Here is a 15,002-nt window from a genome sequence, read left to right on the forward strand (position 1 = left end):
AAACCACCACCAAATTCCTTGCCTCTCGTAAGTAGGGGGAGATGTTCACTTTACTTTGGAGATGATTGTATGCTTCTCAATTCAACTTCCTTGATTGCTAAGGACATTCCGGATCGAACGCGCCGGCTGCCCGGCTGTCAGCCTTCCATCAGCCAGTGTGGACAACCTGCCGCTCGGTTTTCAGTGCATCGGCAGTTACGGCCGGGATGAGGCACTGGCGGTCTGGGCGCGGCAGATTTTAGAATTGGGGCAGATAGCTAATCATCTCTTTCCAAGCAAAAAGCGCATATTAATCTCGCCGCTGCCTGCAGTGTTCGGCTTCAAGCCGAGCCGGAATGCGTTTCTCTTCAGCCGGGCTTTTACCTGGCCGGGTGTAAGCGACGGACAGCTCTGCAGAAGCTGGGCGGCGGCTCCGGAGACGATAGGAGTAGAAACACTGGTGCCGGACAATACGAAATATTGTTTGCCAATCCGCAGGTACGGGGAATTCCGGGCCAGCTGGGAGCCGGGGGCACGAAGGGAAATAACGGATTCTCCCGGGGCTACGATATCCGGTTTAATCTTCCCGCAGGATGTTGGACCCCGGCTGGAATAGAAGGTAATCCGGTCATCCTTTTGCGTGAGGGTCCGGCGGTCATCTACAGCTCCAACCGTAATCGCCGCAGGATTGATGCCCGGTGACTCAATCGTCTTGCGGCCCGGTCCGCTGTTGCCTGCAGCGATTACAACGGTAAGTCCGGCTTGGACGGCTTTGTCTACGGCCTGACAGAGCAGATCGTCCTTACAGGAGGTGTTTACGGGTCCGCCGAACGACATGGACAGAATGCGCAGCTTTAACCGTTTCTTCTCCGCAATACACCATTCTATGCCTTTAATAATCGTAGAGTCATAACCATCTCCGTTGATATCCAGCACTTTAACGCCTACTATACCCGCTTCCGGTGCAGGGCCTTTGTACTTTCCTTTGCTGCTCGAGCCGTTGCCAGCTGCATCCCCGGCAATATGTGTGCCATGGCCGTTGTCGTCATAGGGGCGTTTCCGGTGGTTGACGAAATCCTTGAAGGCCACGATTCGGTTCACGGGACGGACCAGATCGGGGTGGGGGAATACTCCGGTGTCTAACACGGCGATGTTGATGCCTTTTCCGGTAAGCCCCAGCTTGCTTTGAACAGCAGCCGCACCAATGGAAGGAGTAGCAATATCCAGCGATATGGATTTGACATGATCCAGATATACCTTATGAACACCTTCCGAGCAGCACAGCCGTTTCAGGCAATTCACTGAGACATGGGAGGAAAGGGCATTAAGCATAGGAATACGGTGTTTAATAGCAAAAGCATGTGTGCCTAGATGCTTGTGTAAGGCCAACATTTTGCTTGGGGTTATCTTGTGATTGAACTGAACAATAACAGGCAGCGCCGCTGGCCCCTTGCCGGAATGATATGTTTTACGAATTTCGGTCCTCAGCGGACGGTTCATTTTGGAAGCATACTGCTTCACCCACAGTTTATCGCGCATCACTGTCGACCCACCTCTCCGATACAGGGTATGCACGAAAAGGCGCAATGGGTACATAGCTATAATTCTAAGACACTACCACATTTCTCGATTAATAGGCAAAAACGTGTTTCACTGCACGTACAAATTGCATCTACTACTGTATCCTATCAGAAAGTGGTGAAGAGATATGAAAGCTCCTGACAAAAAAGCAGTAATGGCCAAAAAAGCTTTACTGGCCAAAAAAGCAATGATGGCCCGCAAAGCGAAAGCAACGCCTGTGAGAAGAAGACGCAGAATCAGACAAACCTTTGACAGATTCGTAGTTCTTGCTACAAGTCTGGGCAATGTGCCTAAGGACTCCACCGGCTGGACCGCTTCCCTGACTAGCGGTGCAACTACGGTAACTACCGATTTTGACGATTTTGGTGTCGCCCGTTTCCCTACGATTACTACGCTGACAACGGTACCCTATATTCTGAGAATAAGAGATGCAGCGGGCAATCAATTAACACAAAAAAGTGTCCCTGCTGACCGCGAGTTTTATGTAGCCAGATTCTAATCCCGATAAAAGAGTGAATCCAAAGAGCGCGTACCTTTGACGGTATGCGCTTTTTGGTGGTATTGCCCGTCACGTGAATTTCCGGGATGACTATCCCAGGGAATAGTAGTTTATGAAACATCAGCCACGTTTTATATTTCCAGCCGCCATGATATTGTATAAAAGAAATTACTATAATGTATAGTGGATACAGGCCATGCACTGGTGAATGTGATTGATCTGAGCAGGCAGTCTCACATCAAGGCATGGAATGAACTGAAGGACGTCAAAGTGTATGAGCTTCCTGAAGGCATGGATTTTACCGACTTCAATCATGAAACCGCAGAGCCGATTCCCACCGGCATTTCGTTCTTATATGACTAGGATTCTATTCAGTCCATGATCGGCTGGGTCAATCAGGAGTTGGAGGACTTCAGCGGGTCTTGACATAATGTCATTTAAATATAAATGTCATTTAAATATAATGGAAGCCAATGATTGCAAGGAGGCGCAAAAAAGTGAATGTTCAAGTGGAGCCGATTCTGGACCGGTTTACGGCGATTTTCAGAGAAGAATTAGAAGCAGACCTGGCAGGGATATACCTGCATGGCTCTCTGGCGATGGGGTGCTTCAATCCGGCTGGAAGTGATATCGACATTCTGGTGGTAATCCGCACACCGCTTCCCCATGCCCGCGCAGCAAGAATCGCACAAAAGCTGCTGTCCCTGCGTGATGATATAGCAAACGGCCTGGAGATTAGTGTTATCCGGAAAGAAGTACTTGCATCCGTGACCTGTCCGACGCCATGTGAGCTGCATTTCTCCGATTACCACCGGGAGAGGTACCGGGCTGATGCGGATTATCTATGTGGAGGTTATGAGGACGCAGACCTGGCTTCACAAATCGCTGTCGCTTATTACCGGGGCAGAACGTTATACGGGGAACCTCTGGCCATGCAATATCCTCCGGTTAACCCCGGCGCCTATCTCTCATCTATTCTGCATGACATCGCGGAGGCGGCAGCGGAGATTATGGATAACCCGATATACATAACACTGAATTTGTGCCGCGTGCTGTATTACCTACAGGAAGGTAAGATCGCTTCGAAGAGAGAAGGCGGAGAGTGGGGAACAGCAAACCTGCCGTTGGAGTTCAGGGAACTCGTACAGGTCTGCCTGAATCAATATAATGGAGTTTCGGAAAACAGGCAGGTACAGCCAGATCAGTTGGCCGCTTTTGCCGGATATATGCTGGATCAGATTGAGAAGGAAGCAGCAGGTGATGCAAAATGATCTTAGCTGAGGGCGTGGCCACCATCATTCCGGTAGAAATAAAGGCAGAGGCTGTTGAAGTTTTTAAGAGGAGCGGGATTATGAAACTGGAAGTGTGTAAAGACGGATTGATCTACCGCCAGCGTAATTATGATTGCTTTGAGCGGTTTCAGTAAAAGTACTTCTTGTCTAAAAACAGCCCTGGCCTAGATCGCGCAGATCCTGCCAGGGCTGTTTATTACACTCTGATGGCCTTCCAGCAAGCCTCCAGCGTTTGCTGCACCTGCAGCTCGTCCAGGGGGTATTTTTGAATGATGAAGCCCTTGACAATGGATACCATAATCCCGTGAATAATCTGATGGGACAAGTGCGGGTCCATTTCCTTGAATATTCCCTGAGTTTGTCCTTCTTCAATCAGAGAGAGCATGATCTCCCGCGAAGCATCCTCCATTTTACGGAGATCGGCTGAAATGTAAGGAGAATAGGAATAACTGTCGATGAACAGAAATTCCTTTGGAGAGGATAATCCAAAATGCAGCCTGTTCAGCTGCAGGCATTTGTATCTTTCATACAGGCTTAGACCGGGATTATAATTCCGCAGCAGGGCTTCACCCATATGCTTACGAGCCGCCTTGTACACCTCGTTGACCAATTCTTCTTTATTGCTGAAATAGTTGAAAAGCGTGCCGGAGCCCACTTTTGCCCTCTTCATGATCTTGGCAATGGTCACAGACTGCAGACCTTCCTCATCAATCAGATCCAATGTGGCGTTCAGTATATCGTCGCGTTTACTCATCATATACACCTCATAAGCTTAAATGTAGTGCCCGTCTGCTGAAGTGTCAAGTTAATGGATTATTTACTCCGAAAATTCGAGAATGAATTTTATTTTTTTATGCGTTTTAACCTTTTTTATGTACTTATATTCATCGTAGTTGGAATGAATAATCCAAAAAATGCTTGATCTTTCTCTTTTGAAGGACTATACTTGCTTTGGATTAAACATTCCAAATTGAAGGAGATCATAATGATGAGTAAAGTATGGCTGATTACCGGCAGCTCGCGTGGTCTAGGTCTGGAAATTGCCAAAGCGGTCTTAAACAATGGGGATAAAGTGGTGGCAACTGCCCGCCGTCCAGAGCAGCTTAACAGTCTTGTACAGAAATATGGCGATCAGGTACGCACAGCTGAGCTGGATGTCACCAATGCTGCTTCAGCAAAAGCGGCAGTCCAGCTGGCACTGGATGAATTCGGAGCGCTGGATGTGGTAGTGAACAATGCCGGTTATGCCAACAGCTCTCCAATTGAGGAGACGCCTGACGAGGATTTCCGGGCACAGATTGAAGCTAATCTGTTCGGCGTGATCAATGTGACCAAAGCTGCGCTGCCGGTGCTGCGCAAGCAGCGCAGCGGACATTTCATTCAGATTTCATCCGTCGGCGGACGGGTGGGAGGGACACCGGGGCTTGCAGCCTATCAGGCGGCTAAATTCGCGGTTGCCGGCTTCTCGGAGGTGCTTCATAACGAAGTAAAACCGCTTGGCATCAAGGTCACCATCATTGAACCGGGAGCCTTCCGGACCGATTGGGGCGGGTCTTCAATGATCATTCCTCCCGTCGGAGAGGACTATGAGCAGACCGTGGGGGCGATGAATAGATACCGTATATCCGTAAACGGAAAAGAGAACGGTGATCCGGTCCGTGCCGCGGGGATCATCGCGGGTTTGGTCCGGCTGGAGGAGCCCCCGCTGCGCCTTCTGCTAGGTCCTGAAGCAGTAGCACTGGCCCGTGCAGCCTCAGAGGCCCGTGCGGAAGAAGTGGAGAAATGGGCTGACATAAGCATGTCTACCAATTATTTGGATTTGAATGAAATGGTTGACAATCCAGTTCTTCAGCGGATTAAGAATCAGGCACCCTAAGCGTGTGAGGGATTGAAACGGTCCAACAACGGAGGAAATCTTACACGGAAATCTTTCGCATAGCCGGGTTTTATCTTTTGTCAATATAAAAGCCGGGTCAGGCCTCAAATATTAGTGATCGGGTACAATCCGGTTGAGGAATTTTAGATGTAATGACAATAAACCTGACATATCCGTTCAAAAGACGGGGGTTACACGCTATAATATGGCCTAAAGATCCATCCGAAAGGTCTGAGGAATGATGAGTCTGGAAGCCTTAAATGAACGTGTGATCACCGATCTTTCCTATCTTGCTTATGGAGGCGCAGACTGGGTAAGGCCGCTAACCCATCCTGAAGGCCATGTGTATGATGTTGTGGTTGTCGGCGGGGGACAAAGCGGCCTGGGGGCGGCTTTTGGATTGTTGCGTGAACGGATATCCAACATTCTGGTCATTGACGAGAACAGTGAAGGAGCCGAGGGGCCTTGGGAGACTTATGCGCGGATGGTCACGCTGCGGACTCCCAAACATTTAACTTCTGTGGATTTAGGGATTCCTTCACTGACCTTCCGTTCCTGGTGGGAGGCGCAGAACGGATCTGAGGGCTGGGACGCCATAGATAAGATCCCGCGCGGCGAGTGGATGAACTATCTTCGCTGGTACCGCAGGATTCTGGGTTTGCCTGTGATCAATGAGGTGCAGCTTAAGCTGATAGAACCATGCGAAGAAGGGATTCACCGCTTGCATATCTCTGGTGCAGGAGCACCGTCCGGGCAATTGCTGGCGCGCAAGGTTGTGCTGGCCACAGGCATCCAGGGCGGAGGCGAATGGCATGTGCCGCCGATGGTGGCCGACTATCTGCCGAAAGCTCTATACGCCCATACCTCCGAGGCGATAGACTGCAATGTCCTGCGCGGGAAAAGAATTGCGGTTCTCGGCGGCGGTGCCTCGGCCTTCGACAATGCGAACTTTCTGCTCACGGAGGGGGTGGCGGAGGTTCATGTATTTGTCCGCCGCGAGCAGCTTCCGAATATCAACCCGATCCGCCAGATGGAGGTATCGGGCATGATTGAACGGTTTCATACCTTGCCTGACTCTGATAAATACGCCGTAATTTCACATTTTTTCAAAACGAATCAGCCGCCGACCAATGATACCTTCGCCCGTGCGGCGGCTTGGCCGGGCTTCCAGCTTCATCTCGGTTCACCGTGGCTGAAGGTGGAAGCAATCGGCGACAAGGCGGTCGTGACAACGCCGAAAGGGGAATTCTCCTTTGATTTTCTTGTGGTCAGCACCGGACTGCTCAGCGACCCAGGGCTGCGTGCGGAGCTGCGGCTGGTAGACAGCCATATCGCCCGCTGGAGCGACTGCTACGAAGCGCCGCCGGAGCTGGCGAACCCGCTGCTGGATGCGCATCCGTATCTCACTCCGGGCTTTGCGCTCCAAAGCCGGGATGAAGCGGGCCGGGCGCTTGTTCACGGCCTGTTCGTTTTCAACTATTCAGCGCTTGCCAGCTGCGGCCTGTCGGCTTCGGCTATCTCCGGCATGAAGAATGCCGTGCCAAAGCTTGTGGCTGGGGTGGCCGACCAGCTGTTCACGGATAACCGCGAAGCCATCCTAAATGCATTTTTCGCTTATGATGAGGTTGAGTTTACCGGAGCGTGGCCTTTGAAAACGCTGGGCTGACAATCAGGGGGCTGTCTCACTGGCAGATTTATCTGCGAGAGGGGAGCCCCCTTTGTGCTGCCCGGCGGTTCCCGGCTCTGCCAGGCAGCGCCGGAACGGCCGAATCAAAGGTATTTGTACCTTTGAATCTGCCCGGCAGCGCCGGAACAGCCGAATCAAAGGTATTTGTACCTTTGAATCTGCCCGGCAGCGCCGGAACGGCTGAATCAAAGGTATTTGTACCTTTGAATTTGCCCGGCAGCGCCGGAACAGCCGAATCAAAGGTATTTGTACCTTTGATTCAGGCCATCGCCTGGTGCGGCGTTGACCTGGTGCGTTCCCTCATTGATAATAAGGAGAGTTCACATTTCTTCTGGAGATTGGAGTAAGACCCATGAGATACCGCAGTATGGAAGAATGTATTGCCGATTTGGAGAAACATGGACATTTGGTCCGCATACAGGAGGAAGTTGATCCTGATCTGGAGATGGCCGCGATCCATCTGAAGGTCTACGAGGCAGGCGGTCCGGCCCTGCTTTTCGAGAAGGTCAAGGGCTCGAAATACCGTGCAGTGTCGAACCTGTTCGGCACTATAGAACGCAGCAAATTTATCTTCCGCGATACCTGGGAATCGTCCCAGGATGTGATCGCTTTACGCAGTGATCCTATGAAGGCGCTCAAACAGCCTTTTAAATACATCGGGACAGGACTGGCTGCCAGAAAAGCGCTGCCGCTGAAAAAGGGAAACGGTATACCGGCCGGCTTCGAGGAGATTCGGATCTCAGATCTGCCGCAGATTAAGCATTGGCCCGGCGATGGCGGCGCTTTTGTTACTCTGCCACAGGTCTATTCCGAGGACCCTGACAAGCCGGGGATCATGAATTCCAATCTGGGCATGTACCGTATCCAGCTAAGCGGCAATGAGTATGAGATCAATAAGGAAGTCGGCGTGCATTATCAGATTCACCGGGGCATTGGCATTCACCAAACCAAGGCGACGAAAAGAGGTCAGCCGCTCAAGGTCAGCTGCTTCATCGGAGGACCTCCCGCGCATACCCTGGCGGCAGTCATGCCTTTGCCCGAAGGGTTAAGCGAGATGACCTTCGCCGGGCTGCTGGCGGGCCGCCACTTCCGGTACAGCTATGTGGACGGCTTTTGTGTGAGCAGTGACGCCGATTTCGTGATTACGGGCGAGATTCATCCCGGCGAGACCCGGCCGGAGGGGCCTTTTGGCGACCATCTGGGCTACTACAGCCTGACCCATCCGTTCCCTGTGATGAAGGTGCATAAGGTTTATGCGAAACAAGGGGCGATCTTCCCGTTCACTGTTGTAGGACGCCCGCCGCAGGAGGATACCTCTTTCGGGGAACTGATTCATGAATTGACAGGCGGTGCGGTGAAGCAGGAGGTGCCGGGAGTGAAAGAGGTGCATGCGGTCGATGCGGCAGGCGTACATCCTTTGCTGTTCGCTATTGGCAGCGAGCGTTATACACCTTACCAGCAGTTGAAGCAGCCGGCGGAGCTGCTGACCATCGCTAACCGGATACTCGGGACAGGCCAGCTCAGCTTGGCGAAGTATCTGTTCATTACTGCAGAGGAAGAGAGGCCGGTCAGCACTCACAACATCAGGGATTTCCTGGCGTATATTCTGGAGCGGATCAATCTGCGGCGGGACATCCATTTTCAGACTAATACAACCATAGACACTCTGGATTACTCCGGCACGGGAATTAACAGCGGCAGTAAAGTGGTTTTTGCAGCGGTGGGAGAACAGAAGCGGACCTTGTGTACGGAGGTGCCGGAGATACTGGAGAAACTGGAGAATCTGGAAAAGCTGCAAGGGTTCGGACAGGCGAAATTGATTATGCCGGGGATCGTGGCCCTGCAGGGAACGAAGTTCACGAATTATGCGGAAGCACGGAAGGAAACGGACATGTTGAGCGCCGCGATTCAAGAGCAGGGGGGGCTGGATGCATGCCCGATGATCATTTTATGCGATGACAGCACGTTCATGAGTGAATCATTGAGCAACTTCCTCTGGGCGACCTTCACACGCAGCAATCCCTCACATGATATCTACGGGGTGAACAGCGGCGTAGAGCACAAGCACTGGTTCTGTGACAATGTGATGATCGATGCCCGTGTGAAGCCGCATCAGGCACCGCCGCTGATTCCGGATGCGGCAGTGGAACGGAAGATTGAACGCTTTTTTGTACAGGGGGCTGTGCTGGGCGGATTGCGGAAAAAAGAGCTGAGTTAGTCTCGCGGCGGTATGGCGGAAGTAGAGAGAGGAACCACGGCAGGCGTTCTGGACGCAGGCCGTGGTTTTTTACTGCTTGGATTATTATACGCAATAAATAAAACGGACTGAGAAGACGCTATTCAGCGAAAAAAAACGGATTATGCGGATGGGTGCGGACTCAGTAACAGGCTGTCATAAGAAATGTTATTGAAAATTCCGCATTACACTTGCTATATTGTGGATGAATTTAACACCTTGAAGTAGAGATGAAGGGGGATAAAACTATGGAAGTTCTGGAAACACAGCGGTTAACGGTTAGAGGCTTCCAGCCGGAGGATTGGGAGGATCTGCATGAATATCTTTCCCGGGAAGAGGTGGTGAGGTACGAGCCATACGGGGTTTTTGATGCGAAAGCGAGCCGGGCGGAGGCACTTCGGCGCTCTGCGGACCCTGCCTTTTGGGCGGTATGCCTGAAGGAGTCCGGGAAAATGATCGGGAATCTGTATTTTCAGCAGCAGGAGCCGCTGACTTTCCGGACTTGGGAGCTTGGCTATGTCTTCAACAGTGAATTCCATAACAAGGGTTATGCGGCGGAGGCTTGTCAAAGGTTACTGAAATACGCTTTCTGTAATCTGCAGGCTCGAAGAGTGACCGCACACTGTGATCCCCGCAACTTCCCCTCCTGGCGTCTGCTGGAGCGTCTCCAGCTGCGCCGCGAAGGGCATTTGCTTCAGACCGGATATTTTAAATGTGACAATGAAGGACAGCCCCTCTGGCATGACACCTATGCCTATGGAATCCTTGACAGGGAATGGCTGAACAGCAACCAGGCAGATCCGCAGAGTCGGAAGGTATAGCCGGGATGAAGATTGACCGTCTGCTGGGGATCGTGGTCTATCTGCTTAACCGTGAAACGGTCAGTGCCCGGGTGCTGGCTGAGAAGTTTGAAGTGTCGCCGCGCACTATCCAGCGGGATATGGCGTCCATCAGTCTGGCCGGAATTCCTGTGGGCTCGCAGCAGGGGCTGAATGGCGGCTACTACATCATTGACAGTTATAAAATGAACAGACAGCTCCTCCATTCCGAAGATTATACATATATTCTTGCTGCGCTGAAGGGCCTGCTATCCGGGTATGACAACCAGCGGGCACAGGGCACTGTTGAGATTATGACTTCTCTCGCTCCCGACAAAGCGGCACTTGGGCCAATGCTCCAGCTGAACCTGGGCGTGCTGCGTGAAGGAGAGGGGACAGACGGGAATATAGCTATGGTGGAAAAGGCGCTAAGAGAGAAAATAAGGCTTGGATTTCAGTATACGGATGCCCGCGGCGGCGTAACGGACAGAGGGGTGGAGCCGCTGCTATTGACCTATAAATGGTACGCCTGGTATCTGTTCGCATATTGCTGCGACAAGCTGGATTACCGGCTGTTCCGCCTCTCCCGGATGCGGGCCGTTCACCTGATGTCCCAGGCATTTACTTTAACGCATAAGGATGCAGAGCAGCTCCTGTCAGAGCACAGCGACGTCCGGCCGCAAGTGAAAGTCCGTCTGGCCTGTAAGGGAGAGCACAGGGTGCTGCTCCAGGAGGCGTTTCCGCAAGCTGAGCTGCTGGAGGAGCCCGAAGGTGAGTTCCTGATGTCCTTTACTGTCCCGGAAGAGGAGCGTGGCTGGTTCGGTAAGCTGCTGGAGTACAGCCAACTGATTACGGTGCTTGAGCCAGAGCGTCTGAGACGGAGAATGCACAGCCAAGCTGCATTAATCCTGGAAAAGTACCGCTGAAATGACGGTGATGGCCGGGACGGAGTTTGTTCTCCAAGTGGAAAAATATGGTTTCGAATGGAAACGTGCACCGGGCCGGTGAATGCCATTATCGGCACGGGCGCATGGGCATGGCCTATTTGGCCTTGAAGACAGGTGAAATGCCCGGCAGCGGATTATGATTTTGCAGGGGCGGGGAGCCAAGTGGAATTAGTTAACTTAAATGGAACAAAAAGCTTGCTGCAGAGGGATTAGCGGGAAAAAGTAGACTTATTATAAGCGGATTCACCTGAACAGGGGGAAATCGTTCAGATTAGTTATCCTTTTTCCATCTATTGCTTGCGGGGTTTCCTTTTTCCACTTGGCGTGCCTGCGGAGTTGGAGTACTTAATGCTTGCCTTAAAGTGAACATTAAGGAATATGATGATCCCGAAGAATAGAACGGAGGGATAATATATGGAATCACAAACCAACACTTATCTAACGGTTCAAGCGCCGCTCGCAAGTCGGTTCGGTGCCCGGACGACAGCCGCCGAGGTGATCGGCGGCCTGGATCTGACCGGCAAGGTAGCAATTGTAACAGGCGGATATTCCGGGATTGGTCTGGAAACCTCACGTGTGCTTGCCGAAGCGGGGGCCACTGTAATCGTTCCGGCACGGACTCCGGTAAAGGCCAAAGCTGCCGTCTCCGGCATCCCCCGCCTGGAGCTGGAAACTCTTGATCTGATGGACCCCGCCTCGATCGACAGCTTCGCCATGCGGTTCATCGCTTCTGGGCGGCCGCTTCATTTCCTTATCAACAGTGCGGGTATTATGGCTGCGCCGTTGACGCGTGATGCACGCGGTTATGAGTCGCAGTTCGCCACCAACCATCTGGGGCATTTTCAGCTGACGGCCCGCCTCTGGCCTGCCTTGCAGCAAGCGGGTCGGGCCCGGGTCATCTCGGTTTCATCCCGGGCGCACCGTCTCGGCGGTGTTGATCTCACCGATCCGAATTTTGAGCGGCGGGAATATGACAAATGGAAGTCTTATGCCCAGTCCAAAAGCGCGAATGTGCTGTTCGCGGTTGCCCTGGACGGGAAAGCCAAAGCGTATGGAGGCCGGGCCTTTGCCGTTCATCCGGGTCTTATCCCTTCCTCGGGGATAGGCCGTTTTCTGGAGACGGAAGAAACTGGGGTTAAACCCGTCAAGGTTCAACCGGCACAGGAAGACGGGAAGGGGCAGCCTGTATGGGTCTCTAATCCATTATCTGCATCAAAGAAGGGCGCCCGAATTAGGGCGTCCTTCTTTGGATGGAACGAGCGGGCAACGTTCTCGATGCCTCGTCCTCAGGCGGTAAATATCTGCGCACTGGCCTTGATGCGTCTGCCGTCGATTATTTCTTCATAATCCCGGATCAGTCCGTCAAAAATCTGTTCCCAGGAGCGGCCTAGCGCCTGTCTCCGCCCCTCACTCCCCATAGCCGTCCGCAGCATGGAATCGCTGGACATGCGGCATAGTTCCTCCGCGAGCGAGCCCGGATCATGCGGCTGAAACAGCACCCCTGTAACCCCGGGCATGACCAGTTCCTTGCTTCCGCCTGCACCGGCGGCAACGACAGGCAGCCCTGAGGCCATAGCTTCCAGCACTACATTGCCGAAGGTTTCCGTGCTGGACGGGAACACGAACAGGTCGGCGGAGGCGTACAGCTCCGCCAGCTCTTCGCCGTGCTTGGCGCCGGTGAAGGTGACATTGCGCGGTGCCCGGGCACGCAGCTCGGGCAGCAGCGGTCCGTCGCCAACCACCAGCAGGTGGACTCCGGCGGCAACGGATTCCGGCAGCAACTGCAGAGCGTGCAGCAGGGTGGCGATATCCTTTTCCGGGGCAATCCGGCCTACATACAGCAGTACAAGCGGAACGGCTATTCCGTAGCGCTCCTTTACGCCGGCGGCCTGGCGTTTATCCGGGGAATACTGCCGGCAGTCAATGCCTCTGGACCAGAGGCGCAGCCGTTCGAAGCCCTGCTCCCGCAGGATCTCTGCCGTTTCCCGCGACGGGGCAAAGGTGGCACCGCAGGAGCGGTGGAACCATTTCATATACCTCCAGTAGAGTGGGACAATCCGGCGCATGCGGTAATATTCAAGGTAACGGTCGAAATGGGTATGGTAGGAGGCTACATGGGGCAGGCCCTGCCTGTGTGCATAACGGAGGCCGCAGAGGCCGATATTGAACGGGGTGGACATATGCAGCAGATCGGGCTGGAAGGCGTTCAGCTGGCTCTGAATGGAGGACATGCTCGGGAGAGCCAGCCTGCATTCCGGATAGAGAAAAAACGGGATACTGGCAACAGGACGGACCGGATCGGGGTAGCTGTCTTCGGGGGCGGATTTGGGCGTGAACAGCAGATGCTCAATCCCCCGGCGGTTCAGATGGCCGGTTAACTGGCCAAGCGTGCGGGCAACACCGTTGGTTTGCGGAAGAAACGTGTCCGTAAATAAGGCCAGGCGCATGGAATCCCTCCCTATATGTTACTCGCCCTAATCTTATCAGGCGAATATTTCAAGGGCGTTAACCGGAGGTTAAACAAAACACGGTGGACAAAAAGTAATTCCAAAACATTATAAAATCTTTATTTTCTCTTGGTAAGCTGTGTCCAGATAAGCAAGAGAGGATGGGATTAGATGCAATACATTTTGGAGACTAAGCATTTGAGCAAGCGGTTCAAGCGGCAGCAGGCCGTGGAGGACGTTTCACTGAAGATCCCGGCAGGCAGGGTATACGGACTGCTTGGACCGAATGGGGCAGGCAAAACGACGACACTGAAAATGATTACAGGACTTCTGCGCCCGAGCGGGGGAGAGATTCTGATCGGCGGCAAGCCCTGGGAGAGAAAGCAGCTGGAGCGGATTGGCGCATTGATTGAATCTCCGGCGCTGTACGGGAACCTTACGGCCCGGGAAAACCTGACGGTTCATACAAAGCTGCTGGGGCAGCCTGCGCGAAGAATAGATGAGGTGCTGCACACCGTGGATTTACAGGAGACCGGCTCCAAAAAGGCCTCCCAATTTTCCCTCGGCATGAAACAAAGACTGGGCATCGCGATTGCTCTGCTGAACCGTCCGGAGCTGCTGATTCTGGATGAGCCGACGAACGGTCTGGACCCGCTCGGCATTCAGGAGCTGCGGGAACTGATCCGCTCCTTTCCGGCGCAGGGCATTACGGTGATTCTCTCCAGCCACATTTTGTCCGAGGTGGAGCTGATTGCCGATTATATCGGCATTATCAGCGGCGGGCGGCTGGGCTATGAGAGCATAATACACGATGGCGAAGATCTGGAAACCCTGTTCATGCAGGTCGTTGCCCGGAACCGGGAACAGGCGGGGGTGCACCATGCTTAATATCCTTCAGTCTGAGCATTTAAAATACAGACGCAGCTTTTCGGTAAAGCTGGTCTGGGCGGCCCCGTTGTTTTTTGTTCTGTTCGCGCTCGTTGCACTGCTGTATCTTCCCAAAGGACAGAGCTTGCCGGGTGACCTGTTTCTTAGTATGGTTTTTAACTGGTGGCCGTTTGTATTTGTGCCGCTCGGCACGGCGCTTCTCTGTGCGCTGGCTGAGGTTAGGGAACGCAAGGCCGGGAATTACCGCGGCCTCCGGCTGCACAATGTCCGTCCCGGTGCATTATGGTTCGGCAAAATCATGGTGCTGGCCTACTATATGCTGCTGTCCTCCCTGGGAACCATTGCTGCTGTTCTGATTGCCGGCCTGCTGATTACCGATGCAACCCTTCCTGTTGAAAAGGTTGTGGTTGCCAGCCTGCTTACATGGCTGGTCTCGCTGAGCCTGATTCCGCTCCAGCTGCTGGCAGCGGCGTGGAAGGGCATGGCGGCATCCATCGGGCTGGGTGTTGCCGGTATGTTCGCCGGTGTAATTGCCGCACCCGGGCCGAACTGGCTCTATGTTCCTTGGAGCTGGGCTCTGCGGCTGATGTGTCCGGTAGCCGGTGTGCATCCGAACGGAGTCCCGCTGGAATCCGGCAGCCCGCTGCTCGACACCTCGGTGATTCCGGTGGGAATTGCCGTATCCTTGCTGTTTTTTGCGGCCAGCTCCTGGCTCACGGGAATGTGGTTTGCCCGGAAAGAGGTGAAATAAC

16 protein-coding genes are annotated in these 15,002 nt (G+C 53.3%); 13 read left to right on the plus strand and 3 right to left on the minus strand.

Translation table 11 applies throughout. From position 1 onward, the window contains the following. Positions 1 to 261: 261 nt before the first annotated feature. The gene (locus PGRAT_RS10650; protein WP_025709001.1) at positions 262 to 1,518 is read right to left on the minus strand and encodes a S8 family peptidase; all 1,257 of its coding nucleotides are present in this window, start codon (positions 1,516 to 1,518) and stop codon (positions 262 to 264) included. Between the two features lie 169 nt (positions 1,519 to 1,687). Here PGRAT_RS10650 and PGRAT_RS31555 point away from each other — a divergent pair, with 169 nt between their 5' ends. The 4 genes from PGRAT_RS31555 to PGRAT_RS33170 all read left to right on the plus strand — a co-directional run bounded on the left by PGRAT_RS31555 (position 1,688) and on the right by PGRAT_RS33170 (position 3,485). Beyond that, positions 1,688 to 2,059 (plus strand): hypothetical protein, encoded by a 372-nt coding sequence (locus PGRAT_RS31555; protein ID WP_025709000.1) that lies wholly within the window; start codon positions 1,688 to 1,690, stop codon positions 2,057 to 2,059. Between the two features lie 183 nt (positions 2,060 to 2,242). Continuing rightward, positions 2,243 to 2,422, plus strand: coding sequence for a hypothetical protein (locus tag PGRAT_RS10660; protein WP_025708998.1), 180 nt, complete (start codon positions 2,243 to 2,245; stop codon positions 2,420 to 2,422). 134 nt (positions 2,423 to 2,556) lie between these two features. Further along, the gene (locus PGRAT_RS10665; RefSeq protein WP_025708996.1) at positions 2,557 to 3,330 is read left to right on the plus strand and encodes an aminoglycoside adenylyltransferase domain-containing protein; all 774 of its coding nucleotides are present in this window, start codon (positions 2,557 to 2,559) and stop codon (positions 3,328 to 3,330) included. Beyond that, positions 3,327 to 3,485, plus strand: coding sequence for a hypothetical protein (locus PGRAT_RS33170; protein WP_155990558.1), 159 nt, complete (start codon positions 3,327 to 3,329; stop codon positions 3,483 to 3,485). Before PGRAT_RS10665 ends, PGRAT_RS33170 begins: the two co-directional genes overlap by 4 nt. 62 nt (positions 3,486 to 3,547) lie before the next feature. On the opposite strand, the gene PGRAT_RS10670 is transcribed toward PGRAT_RS33170, so the two are convergent. Beyond that, a complete protein-coding gene (locus tag PGRAT_RS10670; protein WP_238326922.1) occupies positions 3,548 to 4,108 on the minus strand; it encodes a TetR/AcrR family transcriptional regulator in 561 nt (186 codons plus the stop codon). A 228-nt stretch (positions 4,109 to 4,336) separates the two neighbouring features. Between PGRAT_RS10670 and PGRAT_RS10675 the strand changes: the two genes are divergently transcribed. From PGRAT_RS10675 to PGRAT_RS10705, 7 genes are all read left to right on the plus strand, one after another. Beyond that, positions 4,337 to 5,227 carry an oxidoreductase gene (locus PGRAT_RS10675; RefSeq protein ID WP_238326921.1) on the plus strand — a complete coding sequence of 297 codons (891 nt, stop codon included), beginning with the start codon at positions 4,337 to 4,339 and terminating at the stop codon, positions 5,225 to 5,227. A gap of 241 nt (positions 5,228 to 5,468) precedes the next feature. Further along, positions 5,469 to 6,893 (plus strand): FAD/NAD(P)-binding protein, encoded by a 1,425-nt coding sequence (locus PGRAT_RS10680; RefSeq protein WP_042267987.1) that lies wholly within the window; start codon positions 5,469 to 5,471, stop codon positions 6,891 to 6,893. After that, on the plus strand, positions 6,869 to 7,261 hold the full coding sequence (locus PGRAT_RS10685; protein WP_042266532.1) for a hypothetical protein: 393 nt from the start codon (positions 6,869 to 6,871) through the stop codon (positions 7,259 to 7,261). Before PGRAT_RS10680 ends, PGRAT_RS10685 begins: the two co-directional genes overlap by 25 nt. A gap of 5 nt (positions 7,262 to 7,266) precedes the next feature. After that, complete coding sequence (locus tag PGRAT_RS10690) at positions 7,267 to 9,132, plus strand: UbiD family decarboxylase (protein ID WP_042266533.1); 1,866 nt, start codon at positions 7,267 to 7,269, stop codon at positions 9,130 to 9,132. A 266-nt stretch (positions 9,133 to 9,398) separates the two neighbouring features. Beyond that, complete coding sequence (locus PGRAT_RS10695) at positions 9,399 to 9,971, plus strand: GNAT family N-acetyltransferase (RefSeq protein ID WP_025705026.1); 573 nt, start codon at positions 9,399 to 9,401, stop codon at positions 9,969 to 9,971. Positions 9,972 to 9,976: 5 nt separating this feature from the next. After that, entirely contained in the window at positions 9,977 to 10,894 is a 918-nt protein-coding gene (locus PGRAT_RS10700; protein WP_042266535.1) for a helix-turn-helix transcriptional regulator, read from the plus strand. A 435-nt stretch (positions 10,895 to 11,329) separates the two neighbouring features. Next, the gene (locus PGRAT_RS10705; protein WP_052415708.1) at positions 11,330 to 12,262 is read left to right on the plus strand and encodes an SDR family NAD(P)-dependent oxidoreductase; all 933 of its coding nucleotides are present in this window, start codon (positions 11,330 to 11,332) and stop codon (positions 12,260 to 12,262) included. Here the strand turns inward: PGRAT_RS10705 and PGRAT_RS10710 are convergent. Further along, positions 12,202 to 13,362, minus strand: coding sequence for a glycosyltransferase family 4 protein (locus PGRAT_RS10710; RefSeq protein WP_025706942.1), 1,161 nt, complete (start codon positions 13,360 to 13,362; stop codon positions 12,202 to 12,204). The genes PGRAT_RS10705 and PGRAT_RS10710 overlap by 61 nt on opposite strands. 171 nt (positions 13,363 to 13,533) lie before the next feature. On the opposite strand from PGRAT_RS10710, the gene PGRAT_RS10715 reads away from it, so the two are divergent. Beyond that, positions 13,534 to 14,250, plus strand: a complete 717-nt coding sequence (locus tag PGRAT_RS10715) for a lantibiotic protection ABC transporter ATP-binding protein (protein WP_025706941.1) — start codon at positions 13,534 to 13,536, stop codon at positions 14,248 to 14,250. Then, complete coding sequence (locus PGRAT_RS10720; protein WP_025706940.1) at positions 14,243 to 15,001, plus strand: lantibiotic immunity ABC transporter MutE/EpiE family permease subunit; 759 nt, start codon at positions 14,243 to 14,245, stop codon at positions 14,999 to 15,001. The genes PGRAT_RS10715 and PGRAT_RS10720 overlap by 8 nt, the downstream gene beginning before the upstream one ends. The last annotated feature ends 1 nt before the right edge of the window (position 15,002 follow it).

The organism is Paenibacillus graminis (assembly GCF_000758705.1).
GTDB lineage: Bacteria > Bacillota > Bacilli > Paenibacillales > Paenibacillaceae > Paenibacillus_AQ > Paenibacillus_AQ graminis.

What these genes read in the sequence shown, in the direction of transcription:
- PGRAT_RS10650 (WP_025709001.1), bottom strand. Translation starts at nt 1,518, where the DNA reads ATGCGCGATAAACTGTGGGTGAAGCAGTATGCTTCCAAAATGAACCGT.
- PGRAT_RS31555 (WP_025709000.1), top strand. Translation starts at nt 1,688, where the DNA reads ATGAAAGCTCCTGACAAAAAAGCAGTAATGGCCAAAAAAGCTTTACTG.
- PGRAT_RS33170 (WP_155990558.1), top strand. Translation starts at nt 3,327, where the DNA reads ATGATCTTAGCTGAGGGCGTGGCCACCATCATTCCGGTAGAAATAAAG.
- PGRAT_RS10670 (WP_238326922.1), bottom strand. Translation starts at nt 4,108, where the DNA reads ATGATGAGTAAACGCGACGATATACTGAACGCCACATTGGATCTGATT.
- PGRAT_RS10675 (WP_238326921.1), top strand. Translation starts at nt 4,337, where the DNA reads ATGATGAGTAAAGTATGGCTGATTACCGGCAGCTCGCGTGGTCTAGGT.
- PGRAT_RS10680 (WP_042267987.1), top strand. Translation starts at nt 5,469, where the DNA reads ATGAGTCTGGAAGCCTTAAATGAACGTGTGATCACCGATCTTTCCTAT.
- PGRAT_RS10690 (WP_042266533.1), top strand. Translation starts at nt 7,267, where the DNA reads ATGAGATACCGCAGTATGGAAGAATGTATTGCCGATTTGGAGAAACAT.
- PGRAT_RS10695 (WP_025705026.1), top strand. Translation starts at nt 9,399, where the DNA reads ATGGAAGTTCTGGAAACACAGCGGTTAACGGTTAGAGGCTTCCAGCCG.
- PGRAT_RS10700 (WP_042266535.1), top strand. Translation starts at nt 9,977, where the DNA reads ATGAAGATTGACCGTCTGCTGGGGATCGTGGTCTATCTGCTTAACCGT.
- PGRAT_RS10705 (WP_052415708.1), top strand. Translation starts at nt 11,330, where the DNA reads ATGGAATCACAAACCAACACTTATCTAACGGTTCAAGCGCCGCTCGCA.
- PGRAT_RS10710 (WP_025706942.1), bottom strand. Translation starts at nt 13,362, where the DNA reads ATGCGCCTGGCCTTATTTACGGACACGTTTCTTCCGCAAACCAACGGT.
- PGRAT_RS10715 (WP_025706941.1), top strand. Translation starts at nt 13,534, where the DNA reads ATGCAATACATTTTGGAGACTAAGCATTTGAGCAAGCGGTTCAAGCGG.
- PGRAT_RS10720 (WP_025706940.1), top strand. Translation starts at nt 14,243, where the DNA reads ATGCTTAATATCCTTCAGTCTGAGCATTTAAAATACAGACGCAGCTTT.